Below are 15,950 nucleotides of genomic sequence, written 5' to 3'. Positions count from 1 at the left end.
ACGCAAGGAGACCCCGCCTTGACGAGCACACCCACCGTGCCCGCCGTCCCGCTGCCGGCCCGGCACTCCGCCGGCTGCCCGTTCGGCCCGCCGCCCGCCTACACCGAGGCCGCCGCCACCGCGAACCTGAGCCGCGCCGAGCTGCCCGGGGGCGAGTCCTGCTGGCTGGCCACCGGCTACGCCGAGGTCCGCGCCATCCTGTCCGACCGCCGGTTCAGCGCGGACCTGCGCCACCCGACCTTCCCGCTGCTGATCGCCGGCAGCCGGGAACGGATCGGCGAGAACCCGAACTTCCTGAACCTCGACGACCCCGAGCACGCCCGGCTGCGCCGGATGGTCACCGGGGACTTCCTGGTCAAACGGGTCGAGGCGATGCGCCCGGACATCCAGCGGATCGTGGACGAGGCGCTGGACGGGATGACCGCGGGCCGCACCGAGGCCGACCTGGTCGCCGACTTCGCCCTGCCCGTCCCCTCGCTGGTGATCTGCCTTCTGCTCGGCGTCCCGTACGAGGACCACGAGTTCTTCCAGGGCATCAGCCGGACGCTGCTCAGCAACACCAGGCCCTTCGAGGAGCTCCTGGCGGCCCGGGACGAGATGCTGGAGTACCTGGAGGCGCTGACCGCCCGCAAGCGGGAGGAGCCGCGGGACGACATCCTCAGCCGGCTCGCCGTCCGCGACGACCTCACCCCGCGCGAGGTCGCCAGCACCGGCTTCCTGCTGCTGGTCGCCGGGCACGAGACGACCGCGAACATGATCTCGCTCTCCACCGCCCTGCTGCTGGACCGGCCCGAGCAGATCGCCAGGCTGGCCGACCCGGCCGCGGTGCCCGGCACGGTGGAGGAGCTGCTGCGTCTCCTCACCATCATCCACACCGGGGTGCTCCGGGTGGCGCTGGAGGACGTGGAGCTGGGCGGTACGACCGTCCGGGCCGGGGAGGGCGTGGTCGCGATGCTCTCCACCGCCAACCGGGACGAGGCGGTGTTCGGCGGAGCCGACCGGCTGCCGGCCGACGAACTGGACCTGGACCGGGACGCCCGGCGGCACATGGCCTTCGGCTTCGGCGTGCACCAGTGCCTCGGCCAGCCGCTGGCCCGTGCCGAGCTCCAGATCGCGCTGGCCACGCTGTTCCGGCGGCTGCCCGGGCTGCGGCTGACCGTCCCGCGCGACGAGCTGGCGTTCCGCACCGACGCGTTCATCTACGGCATGCGGTCGCTGCCCGTCGCCTGGTGACGCCCGGGGGTCTCCTGACGCCCGGGTGGGGTCCGCGGGGCGCTTCCCGGATCACCCGGCTGGCCCTCGCGCCGGGGCGGAGGCAGGCTGGAGGGGCGAAGAGCCACCACCGGTCCCGCCGCGCCTCCGGCCCGGCGCGCCAGGACCGGCCGAGGAGACGGAGCCCGCGATGACCGACATGAGTGACCGGTCCAAGGTGAGTACCGAGGACGACGAGGACATCCGCGCCGCGGACCCCGAGGAGGGCGTCCCCTCGATGCAGAACCTGCACGCACAGGACACCTCCCAGGCGGAGGGCGCCCCCATGCTGGACGAGCCCGGCCAGCCCGGCTGACCGTCCGCCGTACCGACTCGACCGCCCGGTGCCGCCGGGCGGTCGCCGCGACCGCAGGTGTCGCTGCTCCGGCGGCGGGCCACCCGCGGGGGAGGATAGGCGCATGACCGAACACGACCAAGGAAACCGCCAGGCCCAGCCGCCCGCGGACCCGCGCACGTCGTGGGCGACCTGGACCACCCAATCGATCATCAGCGGCCCCGGCGGGGTGACCACCACCGAGATCGGCCCGATCTCCGGCGACCTCACCGTGCACACCACCTGGGTGGACGGCGAGGCGAGGCTGACCGTCCAGTACACCGGAGCGCTGGACTGGTACACGGTCACCGGCAGCCCGGTGCCGGCGCAGGACGAGACCACCGCTCGGGCGATCCACCAGGCGATGGTGAACGGCGTCAAGGCCGGCCGGGGCGCGGGTGCCCCGGCACCGCCGAAACCCTAGGAACACCAGGAACCCCAGGCCCCTCGACGCCCGGGGTTCCAGAGCCTCCGGCGACAGGCGCGCCCGGGACCGTCACCGGTCCCGGGCGCGCCTGTCACTCCTCCCCCGGTGGCCGCGGGGCCGTCTCCCCCTTCGGCGGCGGCGCGGCCGCGGCCCAGTAGGCGCCGTCCGCCGGGCGGCGCTCGCGCAGGTCCTCGCGCACCTCGCCGGCCAGCCGGCGGGTGTCGCGGCGGTTCATGGTGGCGCCTATGCCGGCCCCGACCAGCAGCGGCGTCACCGCCGGCAGGTGGCGCAGCGAGCTGCGGGTCAGCCGGCGGCGGACCTGCTGGCGCACCTCCGAGCCGATCGCCAGCGCGGCGAAGCCGGCCGGGCGCACCAGCAGGCCCGCGTCGATCCCGCGGCGGTTGGCCCAGGCACCGAGGTAGGCGCCGGCCCGCTGGGTGGCGGTGCCCTGCGCCGGGGTGCCGTAGACCTCGTGCAGCTCGGCGATCAGCTTGATCTCCACGGCCGCGACCGCGAGCGTCTCGGCCGCGATCTCCAGCGGCATCGCGGGCGGCACCGGCAGCATCGCCGCCGCGCCGACGCCCGCGCCGAGCGCGCCGGAGGCCCGGACGGCGCCGGTGACCAGCAGGTCGGCCAGCTGCTCCGGGAAGGCCGCGTCGGGGTGCTGCGCCCGCAGGGTGGCGAGGTCGCGCACCGGGATCCGCGGCGCGGTCCGCACCAGCTGGTCGGTCAGCGCCTTGCCGCCGAACGCGGCGCCCTTGGCCGCTCCCCTCGCCGCCCCCTTGGCGGCGACCCGGCCGCCGTGGCCGAGCAGCCGGGCGGTGTGCAGGACCACGGCCCGGCCGCGGCCGCGCTGCCTCGCCGCGTACGCGGCGACCGGGCCCCGGCCGACGGGCTGCTCGGACTCCTCGACCAGTTCGGCGAGCCGCTCGCCCAGGTCGGGCTCGGCCGGGGCGGGCCCGCTCGGGTCGGGCTCGGCCGGGTCGGGCTCGGCCGGGTCGGGCTCGGCCGGGGCGGATCCGGGACGCGGCCGGAAGCGGTCCGGCCTGCGGAAGACTGCCATGGGCTCCGGTACCCCTTTCGCGAGGACGGCACGGCCCGGGGCCGCCTACTCGGCGACCACCACCCCGCGCCAGAAGGCCACCCGGCCGCGCACGTGCTCGGCCTCGGGCTTCGGGTCGGTGTAGTACCAGACGGCGTCCGGGTTGGTCCGCCCGTCCACCTCCAGGCTGTAGTAGCCGGCGGTGCCCTTCCAACCGCACACCGTGGTGGTCTCCGAGGGGCGCAGGTACTCGGTGCGCACCGCCTCGGCCGGGAAGTAGTGGTTGCCCTCGACGACGACGGTGTCGTCGCTCTCGGCGATGACGACGCCCTGCCAACTCGCTGTGGTCATACCGCGATTGTGCCCGACGGACGGAATCCGCGCCGGGGTTCCGAGTGCCCGCCCAGGGTTCCGGGCGGTCAGGGCAGCGGGTGGGCGTGCACCGGCAGGTGCGGGCTCTGGTGGCCGCCGCTGGCGAGGATCCGGACCTCGCCGGCGTCGCTGATCTCCGCCCGGACGATGCCGCTCTCGTCCTCGTACACCGGGTGGCCGCCCGGACCGGTCGCGTCGGTGCGGGTGACCACCACGACGTCCTGCGGGGCCTGGGTGCCCGGGGTGCCGGGGAAGGTGAGGGCGTAACGCTCGGCGTGGCTCATCACAGCTGCTCCTGCCTACCCGGCGGCCTCGGCCGGCACGGCGGCCCGGGCGTGCGGGCCGCGGACCTCCAGCTCGGCGAGCAGCCGGGCGGTGGCCTCCGCGACGGCGTCCACCGCCCGGTCGAAGGCCTCCCGGTTGTGCGCCGCGGGGGCGCGGAACCCGGACACCTTGCGGACGTACTGGAGGGCTGCGGCGTGGAAGTCCTCCTCGTCGGCGTCGGGCGTGACGGGAGGTCGCAGCGTCTTGATGTTGCGGCACATGCTCCCAGTCTCGCGCGCCGGAGCCGCGTCGGCGACCCCCTTTCGTCAGCCGGCGACGCCCTTTCGTCACACGCACCTCACGGCGCCGTCATCCGGCCGGATTAGGATTCCGGACGAACGAATTCATCCCGCCGTCATTCCCGCCTTCATCCCGCCGCGCGCTTCCCCGGTCCGTCGGCATCACTCCGGAGTCACCCCCTTGCCTCTCGCGCTGCTCGCGCTGGCCGTCACCGCGTTCGCCATCGGAACCACCGAATTCGCCGCCATGGGGCTGCTCCCCCAGGTCGCCGACAGTCTCCACGTCTCCATCCCGCAGGCGGGCTGGCTGATCTCCGCGTACGCGCTGGGGGTGGTGGTCGGCGCGCCGCTGCTGACCGCGCTGGCCGCCGGACGGCCGCGCAAGGCGGTGCTGGTGGCGCTGGCCGCGCTGTTCGCGACCGGCAACCTGCTGTGCGCGGTGGCCCCGGACTTCTGGACGCTGGCCGCCGCCCGGCTGATCACCGGGCTGCCGCACGGCGCCTTCTTCGGGGCGGGCGCGGTGGCGGCGGCCGAGCTGGTCGCGCCGGACCGGCGGGCCCGGGCGGTGGCCGTGATGTTCTCCGGACTGACCGTCGCCAACATCGTCGGCGTCCCGGCCGCGACCCTGCTCGGCCAGCACCTGGGCTGGCGGGCGACCATGCTGGTGGTCGTGCTGATCGCGGCCGCCGGCACGGTCGCCATCGCCCGGCTGGTGCCCGCGCTCCCCTCCTCCGGCCAGTCCGGGCTCCGGCACGAGCTGCGGGCCTTCCGCAGCGGCCAGCTCTGGCTGGCGCTGGCCACCGTGGTGTTCGGCTGCGGCGGCTTCTTCGCCTGCTACAGCTACATCGCCCCGCTGCTCACCGAGGTCTCCGGGTACGCGACCGGCTCGGTGACCCTGGTGCTGGCGCTGTTCGGGGTCGGCATGACGATCGGCAACGTGCTGGGCGGCTTCGCCGCCGACCGGGCGCTGCGCCCCACCGTCTGCGCGGCCTTCGTGCTGCTCTCCGCCACCCTGGCGCTGTTCGCGCTGACCGCGCACGCCCGCTGGTCGGCGGCCGTCACGGTGGTGCTGATCGGGCTGTTCGGCTTCGCGATCGTGCCGGCCGTGCAGACCCTGGTGCTCCAGAAGGCGCGCAGCGCGCCGACCCTCGCCTCGGCGACCGTCCAGGGCGCCTTCAACCTGGCCAACGCCCAGGGCGCGTACTTCGGCGGGCTGGCGCTGGACGCCGGGCTCGGCTGGACCGCGCCGACGCTGGTCGGCGCGGTCCTGGCGGCCGCGGGCGCGGTGGTCGCGGTGCTCGCCTGGGCGGCCGACCGCCGCCGGCCCGCCCCGGTGGCGACGGAACCGGCGGCGGCCGCGATGACCACGGCCTAGCCGGGAAGCCGCTAGATCTCCCGGTGGGCGTCGGCGAGCAGCTGGTAGCCGGCGCCGTTGGCCTTGATGCCGGTCTTCTCGTCCTCGGTCAGCTCGCGGCGGACCTTGGCCGGGACGCCGGCGACCAGCGAGCCGGGCGGGACGACCATGCCCTGCGGCACCACCGCGCCGGCCGCGACCAGCGAGCCGGTGCCGATCCGGGCGCCGTTGAGCACGGTGGCGTTCATGCCCACCAGGACGTCGTCCTCGACCGTGCAGCCGTGCAGCACGGCGTTGTGGCCGACCGAGATCCGCTCGCCGACCACCAGCGGGAAGCCGGGGTCGGCGTGCAGGGTGCAGTTGTCCTGGATGTTGCTGCCCGCGCCGACGCTGATCGACTCGGCGTCGCCGCGCAGCACCGCGCCGTACCAGACGCTCGCGCCGGCGGCGACGGTCACGTCCCCGACCACGACGGCGTTCGGCGCCACGAAGGCGCCCGGGTCGACGGCGGGCACCCGGCCCCCGACTGCGGCGATCAGCGGCTCTGCCATGGGTCGTCCTCCTGTGACGGTCGGCGGTTCTGTCGCCGGTCAGCGTAGGGGGTCGGTCACGGTGCCATGCGGGCGAGGTCGGGTGCCGCGGCCGCCGCCTGGGCGCCGCACAGGGCGGTCGTGGTCACCTTGCGCCAGGCGGTGTCGGCGGCGTCCGGGTCCGGGGCGTCGTAGAAGGTGGTGTCGGCGGCGAACGAGCGGCTGCCGTCCGGGGCGGCGAGCATCATCGTGCTGTAGCCGGGGATGCCGCCGGCGTGGCCCCAGAACGGGCCGCAGGGGGTGTCCAGGCGCTGGAGGCCGAGGCCGTACGTCCGGCCCTCGCCGTGGTCGGTGGTCCGCTTCATCGCGGCGAGTTCGGCCGGGCGCAGCAGGCGGCCGCCGAGCAGGGCGTCGAGGAAGGCGGTCAGGTCGGTGGTGGTGGAGATGCCGCCGCCGGCGGAGCCGGCCATGGACGGGTTGAGCACGGTGACGTCGGCCGGACCGGTGTCCGTCCTGACGTAGCCGTGGGCGTGCGGGCCGGGGATGAACGGGAGGTCGCCGGGCATCCAGGTGCCGGTGAGCCGCAGCGGGCGGATGATCCGGCGGGTGACCTCGTCGTTCCAGCTGTGGCCGGTGAGCTTCTCGATGATCATCCCGACCAGGATGTAGTTGGTGTTGGAGTACTGCCATCCCTCGCCGGGGGCGAAGTCCGGCGGGTAGGTGTTCGCGAGGTCCACCAGGTCCCGCAGCCGGTAGGACTTGTAGCGGCGGTCGGCCAGCCAGTCCCGGTCGACCTCGAAGGCCCGGTCCCGGGTGTAGTCGGCGACGCCGCTGGTGTGGTCGAGCAGCTGCCGGACGGTGATCGCGGTGCTGTTCGGGACGATGCCCGGCAGCAGGCACTCCAGGCGGTCGTCGAGGTCCAGCCGGTGCTCGCCGACGAGTTGGAGCAGGGTGGTGGCGACGAAGGTCTTGGTGGCGCTGCCGATCCGGAACGCGCCCTCCGGGTCGGCGGGTTCGCCGGTGCCGAGTTCGGCGACGCCGGTGGCGTTGCGCCAGACCAGTCGGCCGTTCTCGCGGACGGCGGCGAGGGCGGAGGTCGAGTAGCCGGGGTCGGTCATCCCGGCGAGGGCGGCGTCGGCGGCCGTCCAGTCGCCGCGCCGTTCGGCGGCGCCGTCGGTGCCCGTGCCATCGCCGGGCGTGCCGCCGGTGACCGAGAGGTGCACGGCGCCGTGGCAGCCGGGGGCCGGCGGCCGGCCGGCGGGCCCGGCGACGGCGGTCGGGGCGAGGGTGGTGAGCAGTCCCGCGCCCACGGCGGCGGCGACGGCGACGCGCAGGGCGGTCCGGCGGCGGGCGGGGGCGGTCGGGTCGGCGGTCATGCCGTCCTCCCTGGTCCGGGGTCGGCGGAGTGGGCAACTCCGGTCGGCTGGTGCTCACCTGACACCTTGCCGGATCGGCCGGGCCGGATCGTCCGCCTGGGGAGGGGGTCCCGCCCCCGAGGGATCCCGGAGCCGGACCCCGAGACGCCTCGGGGTCCGGCTCCGGGATCAGCGCTAGGCGAGCGGCGCCTTGGTGCGCAGGACCTCGATGAAGGCCCGCAGCCAGGCCGGGTGGTCGGGCCAGGCGCGGGCCGAGACGACGACGCCGTCCACGACCGCCTCGCCGTCCACGAACTCGGCGCCCGCCGCCTTGATGTCCGGGGCCAGCGCCGGGTAGGCGGAACTTCGGCGGCCGTCCAGCAGGCCGGCGGCGGCGGTGATCAGCGGGCCGTGGCAGATCTGGGCGACGGGCTTGTCCTCGGCGAAGAAGTGCCGGGCGATCCGCTGTACGTCCGGGTCGTTGCGCAGGTACTCGGGGGCGCGGCCGCCGGGGATGACCAGGGCCGCGTAGTCGGCCGGGTCGACGTCGGCGAGGGCCACGTCGGCGGGCCAGGTGTAGCCGGGCTTCTCGGTGTAGGTGTCGAAGCCCTCGACGAAGTCGTGCACCACGAACTGGAGGCGTTTCTTCGTCGGGGCCGCGATGTCGACCTGGTAGCCCTCCTCGCGCAGCCGCTGGTAGGGGTAGAACACCTCCAGTGACTCGGCGGCGTCCCCGGTGACGAGCAGGATCTTCGATGTCATCGCCGACATCCCTCCACGTGGTCGAGCCTCGGATCGGGTACGGGCGCCGGGCGGTGGCGGCCGGCCCGGGCCCGGTCCAACCTCCCGTACCGGCGACACCGTTGGCAACGGGGCGCACCGGGCGTACGACGGCGCATACGGAGCTACGCGCGCCGGTTGCGAGGAGTGCGCGCCTGGTCGGGCGCCCGGCTGCGGGGGTCGGCGGCCCGCGTCCTAGACTCCTGCTGCCCACGACCGTCCCGCTCCCGGAGGAGCCCATGCCCGACCGCACCACCTACCTCGTCCTCCCCGGCTACCAGAACTCCGGCCCCGAGCACTGGCAGACCCGCTGGGAGGCGGCCGGGCCGGAGTCCTTCCGCCGGGTCGAGCAGGCGGACTGGGACCACCCGGAGCGGACGGACTGGGTGGCCCGGGTGGACGCCGCGGTGGCCGCGGCCGCCGCCGAAGGCCCGGTGGTGCTGGTCGCCCACAGCCTGGGCTGCGTCACCGCGGCTCACTGGGTCGCCACCGCCTCCGCCGAGCGGACCGCCGCCGTCCGGGGCGCGCTGCTGGTCGCCCCGGCGGACGTCGACACCGCCGAGGTCCCGGAGCTGGTGAACTTCCGCCCGGTGGCGCTGGAGCGGTTCCCGTTCCCGGCCGTCGTGGTCTCCTCGACCGACGACCCGTGGGTCTCGGCCGAGCGGGCCCGCGCGTTCGCCGCCGCCTGGGGCGCCCGGTACGTCGAGCCGGGCGCGTACGGGCACCTCAACTCCGACTCCGGACTGGGCGACTGGCCGGAGGGCCGCGAACTGCTCGCCGGGCTGTGACCGCGGCGACGGGGGGAACGGGGGCGCGGGGACGATGAACCGGGGGACGATGAACCGACGGACGTCCCGGACCAGGCGCGTCCTGGTCCGGCTGCTGGCGGGCAGCGGGCTGGCCGCCGTCCTGCTCTACACCGAGGGCCAGTGGGAGAGCCGCTCGGGCGGGCTGATGCTGGTCGCCGACCTGCTCAACCAGCCGGAGCTGCTGATCGGCGGGGCGCTGGCGGCGCTGATCGCGGCCGCCTGGCTGAGCGACCCGCGCGCCGCCGTGCGGACGGCCACCCGGGCGGTCACGGTGACCGCCGGCGTGGTGTTCCTGCTCGGCGTGCTGGCCGCGCACAAGGTGTCGGCGGCCGAGACCCGCAGCCGGGAGGACGCCCCGGCCGGGGCCGAGCGGGCCCTGGTGGTGGTGCACCGCTCGTACGCCACCGGGCCGGGCCCGGACGAGCGCTGGCAGGTGCTGCTGGAGAGCGGCGAGGGCTGGTCGGCCCGGCGCTGGTCGCTGGCGGACATCGGCCGGCGCCCGGGCGACGCCCGGCTGGTGGAGGCGAGCTGGACCGGGCGCTCGCAGATCACCGTGGTGACCGACTCCTACCGGCGGGTGTTCAACCTCGACCAGGACAGCGGCGAACCGGTCGAGGCACGGTAGCCGGCCCCGCCTGGGTACGGGTACTCAGGCGGGGCCGGGCAGTTCACCGGTCGTCGGGGTCACCGCTGCCCGGAGTCGCTGCTGCCCGGAGTCGCTGCTCCTCGGGGTCACTGGTCCGACGCGTCACTGGTCCGACGGGTCGGTGGTGCCGGGCGGGGCGGACGGCGCGGTGCGGCCGGGCGTCGGGCCGGTGTCGCGCGGCCGGCCGGTGTTGCCCGGGCCCCCGGTGGCGGGCGCGCCGCTGCAGGTGACCGAGCCCGGCGAGCCGCTGGCGGTGGTGCAGTTGGCGTCCCGCCGGGGCGGGTCCGGGATGCGGACGGTGGCGAACGGCTTCTCCGGCATGCTCCGGACGGCGTCGCTCATCGCCTGCTGCCAGATCGGCCCGGGGCCGGTGGCGCCGAAGACCTCGGCCTGGTACTTGCCGCCGATCCGGATGTTGCGCATCGGCACCTTGGTGCCCGGGCTGCCCAGCCAGACCGAGCCCGCCAGGTTGCCCGTGTAGCCGGTGAACCAGGCCGACTTCTTCTCGTCCGTCGTCCCGGTCTTGCCCGCGATCTGGCGACCGTCGTCCAGGCCGAGGTCGCGCGCCGTGCCGCCCTTCTCGGTCACCCCGAGCAGCACGCTGTTGATCACGTCGGCGGTGTCCTCGGACATCGCCGGGGAGCAGTGGACCGGGGGCACCGGGACGTCGGTGCCGTCCACGGTGGTGATCCTGTTGATCGCCAGCGGCGCGCAGTAGGTGCCCCGGGCGGCGAAGGTCGCGTACACGTTGGCCATGGTCAGCGGGCTGACCTCCTGGGTGCCGAGGCCGAGCGCGGGCAGTTCCTGGAGCGGCTCGCCGTTCGCCTTGCCCTCCATGCCCAGCTTGTTGGCCATCTGCTTGACCGCGCAGAGGCCGATCTCCTGCTCCATCTGCACGAAGTAGGTGTTCACGGAGAGCGCCATGGCCTGCTTGAGCTCGTACGGGCCGACCTCACCGGCGCTCTCGTTGGGGATGGTCCCCTCCTTCTTGCCCTTGCTGAGGTTCTTCCAGGTGCCGTCGCAGGTCTTCATCGTCGGCCAGTCCATCCGGTTCGGCGAGTCGTACCGCTGGGTGGGCGACAGGCCGGCCTCCAGGGCCGCGGCGGCCACGATCGGCTTGAAGTTGGAGCCGGGCTGGAAGCCGATGCCGCCGCCCATCGCCGCGTCCACGTTGTAGTTGACGACGGTCTCGTTCTTCTCCTTGGCCAGCCCGTACGGGCGGGTCTGCGCCATCGACAGGATCTTGCCGCTGCCGGGCTCGACCATCGTCATCGCGGCCGAGACCGGGTCGGTGACGTACACCTTGGTGGAGACGGCGTTCTGGGCGGCGGCCTGCTTGTCCGGGTCCATCGTGGTGTAGATGTTCAGGCCGCCGGTGTCCCACAGCTTCTTGCGTTCGGCCGAGCTCTTGCCGAACACCGGGTCCTGCTTGACCACGTGCCGCACGTAGTCGCAGAAGAAGCCCATGCCGGCCTTGGCGGTGATGCAACCGTTCTGCGGGTCCCGGTAGTTGAGGCCGAGCGGGGCGGCCTTCGCCTCCCTGGCCTGGTCCGCGGTGATGTGCTTGTTCTCCACCATCTTGTCGATGACGGTGTCGCGGCGCTTCTGCGCGGCCACCGGGTGCAGCTTCGGGTCGTACTGGGACGGGTTCTGCACCAGCCCGGCGAGCATCGCCGCCTCGGGCAGGCTGAGGTCCTTGGCGTCCTTGCTGAAGTAGCGCTGGGAGGCGGCCTGGATGCCGTACGCCTGGTGGCCGTAGAAGGTGATGTTGAGGTAGTTGGTGAGGATCTGCTCCTTACTCAGGTCCTCCTCCAGCTTGATGGCGTACCGGAGTTCCTGGATCTTGCGGCCGAGGGTCTTGCGCTGCGCCTCGCGCACCGCGTCGGCGTCGTCCCCGGCCTTCTCCACATTGACGTTCTTCACGTACTGCTGGGTCAGGGTGGAGGCGCCCTGGACGGCGGCGCCGCTCTCCGCGTTCTTGGTGATCGCGCGCAGGATGCCCTTGAGGTCGACGGCGCCGTGCTCGTAGAACCGGGCGTCCTCGATGTCCACCTGCGCCGTGCGGATCAGCGGGGACATCTGGTCGGCGGGTATGACGGTGCGGTCGCGCTCGTAGACCTTGGCGATCAGGCCGCCGTTGGCGTCGAAGATCTGCGTCGCCTGGCTCAGCGGCGGGGTCCTGAAGTCGTCGGGGATGCTCTCGAAGCCCTCGGCGCCGTTCTTCGCGCCGAGCCCGACCGCCCCGGCCGCCGGGAGGATCAGGCCCGCCAGCAGCACCCCGCCCAGCACGCTGGAGCCGAGGAAGGTGGCCGCGTGGCCCAGGAAGCCGATCGGGGTCTCGCGGCGCCTCGGTCGCGGCACCCAGGTGTCGCCCGGGTCCGAAGCGGCGGGTATGCGGCTCTTCGGTGACATAGATCGAACATTACGGCCGTGAACAGGCCATGGGGAGCGGGTGTTGGCGAAGGATTGTCACAAAATCGCGACGGATTCGACTCATTCCCGAAGGTCGAACGGGCGTGCACGACGGGGCAAGGACCGTTCGTCCACGGCCCGTTGCCCCGCGTGCCGCTCGGCCGACCTCGCTCGGCCGGTTCCGCTCAGCCGAACCCGCTCAACCCGCCGGGCAGAAGACGTCCCGGGCCGGGCGGTGGCCGGTGACCAGGTAGTCCGTCACCACCTCGTCGCCGCAGGCGTTCCCGTTGGCCCGGTACACGTCGTGGCCGCCCGAGTCCACCGTCACCATCCGCGCCCGGTCCCCGAACGCCGCACGCAGCTTGAGCGCGCCGGTGTACGGCGTCGCGGGGTCGCGCAGGTTCTGCGTGAGCAGCACATTGGACGGGCCCCGGTCGGTGACCCGCACCGGCGGCTCGGCGGGCGCGAACGGCCAGAAGGCGCAGGGCATCACGTTCACCGGCAGGCCGGCGGTGAGCGGGCGGGCGGCGCGGTCGGCGGTCACGGCCTTGGCGTAGCCGGCCGGGTCGGCGGGCCACCGGACGTCGTTGCAGAGGGTCCCGACCGAGACGGCGATGGTGTTCTGCACCGCCGCCTCCGGCGGCACCACCGGGGCGGGCAGCGGACGGCGGCCGAGACCGGCCAGCATCAGCGCCGCGACGTCCGGGAAGCGGGCGTCCGCGTTCATGCCGTCCAGCAGGGTCTGGCGCAGCACGTTGCCGTTCAGCTCCGCCGGGTTGGCGCCCGGCCAGGGCAGCGGGGCCCGGTCGAGGCGGGCGGCGAGGTCGAGGAAGAGCGGGCGGACCTCCTCGGGGGTGTCCGCGACCCGGTCCGGGTTGTCCGGCGCGGACGCCCACCTCGCGAAGTCCGGGAAGCGGTCCTCGACGCCCCGGCCGTAGGCGTCCAGCCAGCCGCGCCCGACCCGCGACGGGTCCGGGTCGTCGTTGCTGTCCAGCACGACCCGGTCGGTCCGCTCCGGGAACATGGTGGTGTAGACGGCGCCCGCGTAGGTGCCGTACGAGACGCCCCAGAGGGAGAGGCGGCGCTCGCCGAGGGCGCGGCGGATGCCGTCGAGGTCGCGGGCCTCGTTGGCGGTGGAGATGCTGCGCAGCACCGGGCCGCCGTTGCGCGCGCAGGTGTCGGCGATGCGGCGGGCGGTGGCCAGGTTCCCGTCGATCGAGCCGTCGGCGGCCGGCCAGGGACGCAGTTTGACCATCGACAGGTCGGCGGGGTCGAGGCCGCAGCTGACCGGGGTGGAGCGGCCGACGCCGCGCGGGTCGAAGCCGACCACGTCGTAGCGGTCCCGGACGGACTGGGGCAGGCGCCCGGCCATGCCGTGGACGAGGTCGAGGCTGGAACCTCCCGGTCCGCCGGGGACGGCCAGCAGGACGCCTCGGCGCCGGCCGGGGTCGGCGGCGCTGATCCGGGAGACGGCGAGGGTGACGCGGGCGCCGTCCGGATCGGCGTAGTCCAGCGGGACGGTGACCTCGGCGCACCGTTGGGGGCTGTCGGCCGGGGCGCCCGGACACGCGGCCCAGGCGAGGCCGTCCCGCCCGGGTTTCGCGCTCTCGGCCGCACCGGCGGGCAGGGCACTCAGTGCGGTCACGGCCAGGGCGGCGGCCGCGGTGACCGCGGCGGTGACGGTGCGGGTGGGGGCGGTGCGGGTGACTGTGGTTCGGGTGGGCTTCGTCATGCCCAAGAGTCTGCTGGGGCACGGGACTTGGGACCATGCGGGCAGCGGGCCGGTCGGGGGTGGGGAAAGCCCCCGGGCGCCGGGGAGGGGGCGGAGACCGCTTCCGGCCGCGGTCTCCGGCCGCGCGGGGTGGGGGTGGTGGGAGCGGTACGGCGGGGTCCGGTCCGGCTCAGAGGCCGAGCCGGCCCGGTTCGGCGGCCAGGGCGCGCAGCGGCTCGCGCGGGTCGGCGACCAGCCTGCGCTCCGCCAGGTCGAGGATGCCGCCGACACCGGTGATCTCGGCGGCCAGCACGCCGTCCTCGCGGACCAGCCGCTGCACCACCTGGAAGGTCTTGCCGTCCCGCCAGGTGAACGAGCAGCTGACCGCCACCGAGTCGCCCGCGCGCAGCTCCCGCAGGTACTTGACCGTGGTCTCCAGGACCACCGGGCCGACCCCCTTGGCGACCAGGTCCGCCTGGCGGATCCCGGCCGCCCGGAGGTACTCCCAGCGGGCGTGCTCGGCGTACTGGAGGTAGACCGCCTGGTTCAGGTGCCCCTGGGAGTCCGTCTCGTACCCGCGGACGGTGATGTGCGTGGTGAAGTCCTGATCACTCATGCCCCGCACGGTACTCCGGGCCCCCGGGGCACCACCTCGTGTCCTCCGTCACCCGTCCCACCCGGATCACCCGGACAGGACGGCCAGCAGCGGCGTGAGGGCGTCCGGCCGCCGGTCGACCGGCAGGTGCTCGACCGGGTGGAAGCCGCAGCCGAGCGCGGTCGCGCCGCCGTCGCAGGTCCGGTCGTCGCCGACCATCAGGACGTCCGCCGGGGCGAGGCCGAGCCGCTCGCAGGCGGCCTCGAAGATCACCGGGTCGGGCTTCTGGGCGCCGACCTCGTAGGACAGCACGTAGACGTCGACCAGCTCCTCCAGGCCGTACGCGCGGAAGACCGGCCGCAGGTCCCAGGCGATGTTGCTCACCACGGCGACCGGTACGCCCCGGCGGCGCAGCTCGCGCAGCACGGGGGCGGCGTCCGGGTACGGGCGCCAGCTCGCGGGCGCCAGGTGGGACTCGTAGAGGGCGTCCACGTCGATGGCCGCGGGCGGCTCGGCGGCGCGGGTCAGCGCGGTGTACGCGGTGCGGTGCAGCTCCGGGGTCAAGTCCCTGGTGTCCCAGGCCTGCTGGACCTCCGGCGGGATGCGGCGCGGCGGCACACCGCCGGGCAGCGCGCCGAACTCCTCCAGCCGGGCTATCAGTTCGGCCTCCTCCCCGGCGGGCAGGGCGAGGCCGGTGGCGGCGAGGTGGGCCGCCAGCCACTCGGCGGTGGAGACGACCCTGAAGAGGGTGCCGGAGAAGTCGAACATCACAGCTTTGGTCATGGCCCGAGCCTAAGTCCTTCCGGATCAGGGCAGGGTGAGGATCCGCGGGCCGTCCTCGGTGATGGCAACGGTGTGCTCGATGTGGGCGGCCCGGGCGCCGTCGACGGTGCGCAGGGTCCAGCCGTCCGGGTCGGTGCGGTGGTCGTCGCGGCCGCCGGCCAGCAGCATCGGCTCGATCGCCAGCACCAGGCCGGGGAGCAGCGGGTAACCCCGCCCTGGGCGGCCCTCGTTGGGCACGTGCGGGTCCTCGTGCATCCGGCGGCCGATGCCGTGGCCGCCGTAGCCGTCCAGCAGGCCGTACCGGCCGGCGCGGGCGACGGCGCCGATGGCGTGGGCGATGTCGCCGGTGCGGTTGCCGACCACGGCGGCGGCGATGCCGGCCTCCAGGGCGCGCCGGGTGGTCTCGATCAGGGCGGTGTCCTCGGGCCGGGCGGTGCCGACGGTGAAGCTGACCGCCGCGTCCCCGGCCCAGCCGTCCAGGAGGGCGCCGCAGTCGATGCTCACCAGGTCGCCGTCGCGCAGCCGGTAGCCGTCCGGGATGCCGTGCACCACGGCGTCGTTCACCGAGGCGCAGATGACGGCCGGGAACGGGACGGGCGCGAAGGCCGGACGGTAGCCGAGGAACGGCGAGGTGGCCCCGGCCGCCTTGAGCACGCCCCGCGCCACCTCGTCCAGCTCCAGCAGGCTCACCCCGACCGCCGCCTGCTCCCGGACGGCCGCCAGCGCGTCCGCCACCACCCGCCCGGCCTCGCGCATCGCGGCCAGCCCGGCGTCCGACTTGAGTTCGACCATGGTGCTTCTCTCCCCTGGATCCAATTCTTATACCGGTATTTGTATCACGGTCGTGGGGGTGGGACGCCCCAGGGCGGGAGGACCTGGGCCTGTCTTCAAGCTCCCGTCGTCCGCCCGGAGGGCGGGCGGGGCGGCGTTGGGGTGCGTGCATCGCAAGGCGGAGGAGGGAGCCACTGCGGAGCATTGGCGACCGA

18 protein-coding genes are annotated in these 15,950 nt (G+C 74.5%); 6 read left to right on the top strand and 12 right to left on the bottom strand.

Going from position 1 to position 15,950, the window contains the following annotated elements:
- Positions 1 to 18 precede the first annotated feature (18 nt).
- From ACFVXH_RS17015 to ACFVXH_RS17005, 3 genes are all read left to right on the top strand, one after another.
- Positions 19 to 1,233, top strand: coding sequence for a cytochrome P450 (locus tag ACFVXH_RS17015; RefSeq protein ID WP_387824299.1), 1,215 nt, complete (start codon positions 19 to 21; stop codon positions 1,231 to 1,233).
- Positions 1,234 to 1,402: 169 nt separating this feature from the next.
- Complete coding sequence (locus ACFVXH_RS17010) at positions 1,403 to 1,567, top strand: hypothetical protein (RefSeq protein WP_158077733.1); 165 nt, start codon at positions 1,403 to 1,405, stop codon at positions 1,565 to 1,567.
- Between the two features lie 103 nt (positions 1,568 to 1,670).
- Positions 1,671 to 2,009, top strand: coding sequence for a hypothetical protein (locus ACFVXH_RS17005; protein WP_117486557.1), 339 nt, complete (start codon positions 1,671 to 1,673; stop codon positions 2,007 to 2,009).
- Positions 2,010 to 2,103: 94 nt separating this feature from the next.
- Here ACFVXH_RS17005 and ACFVXH_RS17000 read toward each other — a convergent pair whose 3' ends face one another.
- The 4 genes from ACFVXH_RS17000 to ACFVXH_RS16985 all read right to left on the bottom strand — a co-directional run bounded on the left by ACFVXH_RS17000 (position 2,104) and on the right by ACFVXH_RS16985 (position 3,971).
- Entirely contained in the window at positions 2,104 to 3,075 is a 972-nt protein-coding gene (locus tag ACFVXH_RS17000) for a hypothetical protein (RefSeq protein ID WP_387824296.1), read from the bottom strand.
- A 45-nt stretch (positions 3,076 to 3,120) separates the two neighbouring features.
- Positions 3,121 to 3,405, bottom strand: a complete 285-nt coding sequence (locus tag ACFVXH_RS16995) for a DUF427 domain-containing protein (RefSeq protein ID WP_049659097.1) — start codon at positions 3,403 to 3,405, stop codon at positions 3,121 to 3,123.
- Positions 3,406 to 3,473: 68 nt separating this feature from the next.
- On the bottom strand, positions 3,474 to 3,710 hold the full coding sequence (locus ACFVXH_RS16990; protein ID WP_049659098.1) for a DUF6296 family protein: 237 nt from the start codon (positions 3,708 to 3,710) through the stop codon (positions 3,474 to 3,476).
- 15 nt (positions 3,711 to 3,725) lie between these two features.
- Positions 3,726 to 3,971: a DUF2277 domain-containing protein gene (locus ACFVXH_RS16985; protein WP_117486559.1), complete on the bottom strand. Its 246-nt coding sequence runs from the start codon at positions 3,969 to 3,971 to the stop codon at positions 3,726 to 3,728.
- A gap of 199 nt (positions 3,972 to 4,170) precedes the next feature.
- Between ACFVXH_RS16985 and ACFVXH_RS16980 the strand changes: the two genes are divergently transcribed.
- Positions 4,171 to 5,364 carry an MFS transporter gene (locus ACFVXH_RS16980; protein WP_387824293.1) on the top strand — a complete coding sequence of 398 codons (1,194 nt, stop codon included), beginning with the start codon at positions 4,171 to 4,173 and terminating at the stop codon, positions 5,362 to 5,364.
- Positions 5,365 to 5,375: 11 nt separating this feature from the next.
- On the opposite strand, the gene ACFVXH_RS16975 is transcribed toward ACFVXH_RS16980, so the two are convergent.
- From ACFVXH_RS16975 to ACFVXH_RS16965, 3 genes are all read right to left on the bottom strand, one after another.
- Positions 5,376 to 5,894: a gamma carbonic anhydrase family protein gene (locus ACFVXH_RS16975; protein WP_049659101.1), complete on the bottom strand. Its 519-nt coding sequence runs from the start codon at positions 5,892 to 5,894 to the stop codon at positions 5,376 to 5,378.
- A 56-nt stretch (positions 5,895 to 5,950) separates the two neighbouring features.
- Positions 5,951 to 7,249: a serine hydrolase domain-containing protein gene (locus ACFVXH_RS16970; protein WP_387824291.1), complete on the bottom strand. Its 1,299-nt coding sequence runs from the start codon at positions 7,247 to 7,249 to the stop codon at positions 5,951 to 5,953.
- A 174-nt stretch (positions 7,250 to 7,423) separates the two neighbouring features.
- Positions 7,424 to 7,990 (bottom strand): DJ-1/PfpI family protein, encoded by a 567-nt coding sequence (locus tag ACFVXH_RS16965; RefSeq protein ID WP_049660089.1) that lies wholly within the window; start codon positions 7,988 to 7,990, stop codon positions 7,424 to 7,426.
- Between the two features lie 257 nt (positions 7,991 to 8,247).
- Here ACFVXH_RS16965 and ACFVXH_RS16960 point away from each other — a divergent pair, with 257 nt between their 5' ends.
- A complete protein-coding gene (locus tag ACFVXH_RS16960; RefSeq protein WP_049660091.1) occupies positions 8,248 to 8,796 on the top strand; it encodes an alpha/beta hydrolase in 549 nt (182 codons plus the stop codon).
- Between the two features lie 49 nt (positions 8,797 to 8,845).
- Complete coding sequence (locus tag ACFVXH_RS16955) at positions 8,846 to 9,442, top strand: hypothetical protein (RefSeq protein WP_049660092.1); 597 nt, start codon at positions 8,846 to 8,848, stop codon at positions 9,440 to 9,442.
- A 123-nt stretch (positions 9,443 to 9,565) separates the two neighbouring features.
- Here the strand turns inward: ACFVXH_RS16955 and ACFVXH_RS16950 are convergent, their stop codons facing one another.
- The 5 genes from ACFVXH_RS16950 to map all read right to left on the bottom strand — a co-directional run bounded on the left by ACFVXH_RS16950 (position 9,566) and on the right by map (position 15,756).
- Complete coding sequence (locus ACFVXH_RS16950) at positions 9,566 to 11,875, bottom strand: transglycosylase domain-containing protein (protein WP_074003629.1); 2,310 nt, start codon at positions 11,873 to 11,875, stop codon at positions 9,566 to 9,568.
- Positions 11,876 to 12,074: 199 nt separating this feature from the next.
- Positions 12,075 to 13,607 carry an alpha/beta hydrolase gene (locus tag ACFVXH_RS16945; RefSeq protein ID WP_074003630.1) on the bottom strand — a complete coding sequence of 511 codons (1,533 nt, stop codon included), beginning with the start codon at positions 13,605 to 13,607 and terminating at the stop codon, positions 12,075 to 12,077.
- A gap of 169 nt (positions 13,608 to 13,776) precedes the next feature.
- Positions 13,777 to 14,202, bottom strand: a complete 426-nt coding sequence (locus ACFVXH_RS16940) for a thioesterase family protein (protein WP_074003631.1) — start codon at positions 14,200 to 14,202, stop codon at positions 13,777 to 13,779.
- 66 nt (positions 14,203 to 14,268) lie between these two features.
- Positions 14,269 to 14,964, bottom strand: a complete 696-nt coding sequence (locus ACFVXH_RS16935) for an HAD-IA family hydrolase (RefSeq protein WP_074003632.1) — start codon at positions 14,962 to 14,964, stop codon at positions 14,269 to 14,271.
- 24 nt (positions 14,965 to 14,988) lie between these two features.
- Entirely contained in the window at positions 14,989 to 15,756 is a 768-nt protein-coding gene (gene map / locus ACFVXH_RS16930; protein WP_074003633.1) for a type I methionyl aminopeptidase, read from the bottom strand.
- Positions 15,757 to 15,950 lie beyond the last annotated feature (194 nt).

This window comes from Kitasatospora sp. NPDC058184 (assembly GCF_042883725.1).
GTDB lineage: Bacteria > Actinomycetota > Actinomycetes > Streptomycetales > Streptomycetaceae > Kitasatospora.
Note: the sequence above shows the minus strand (reverse complement) of the source record. Positions and strands in the feature narration are given on the sequence as shown.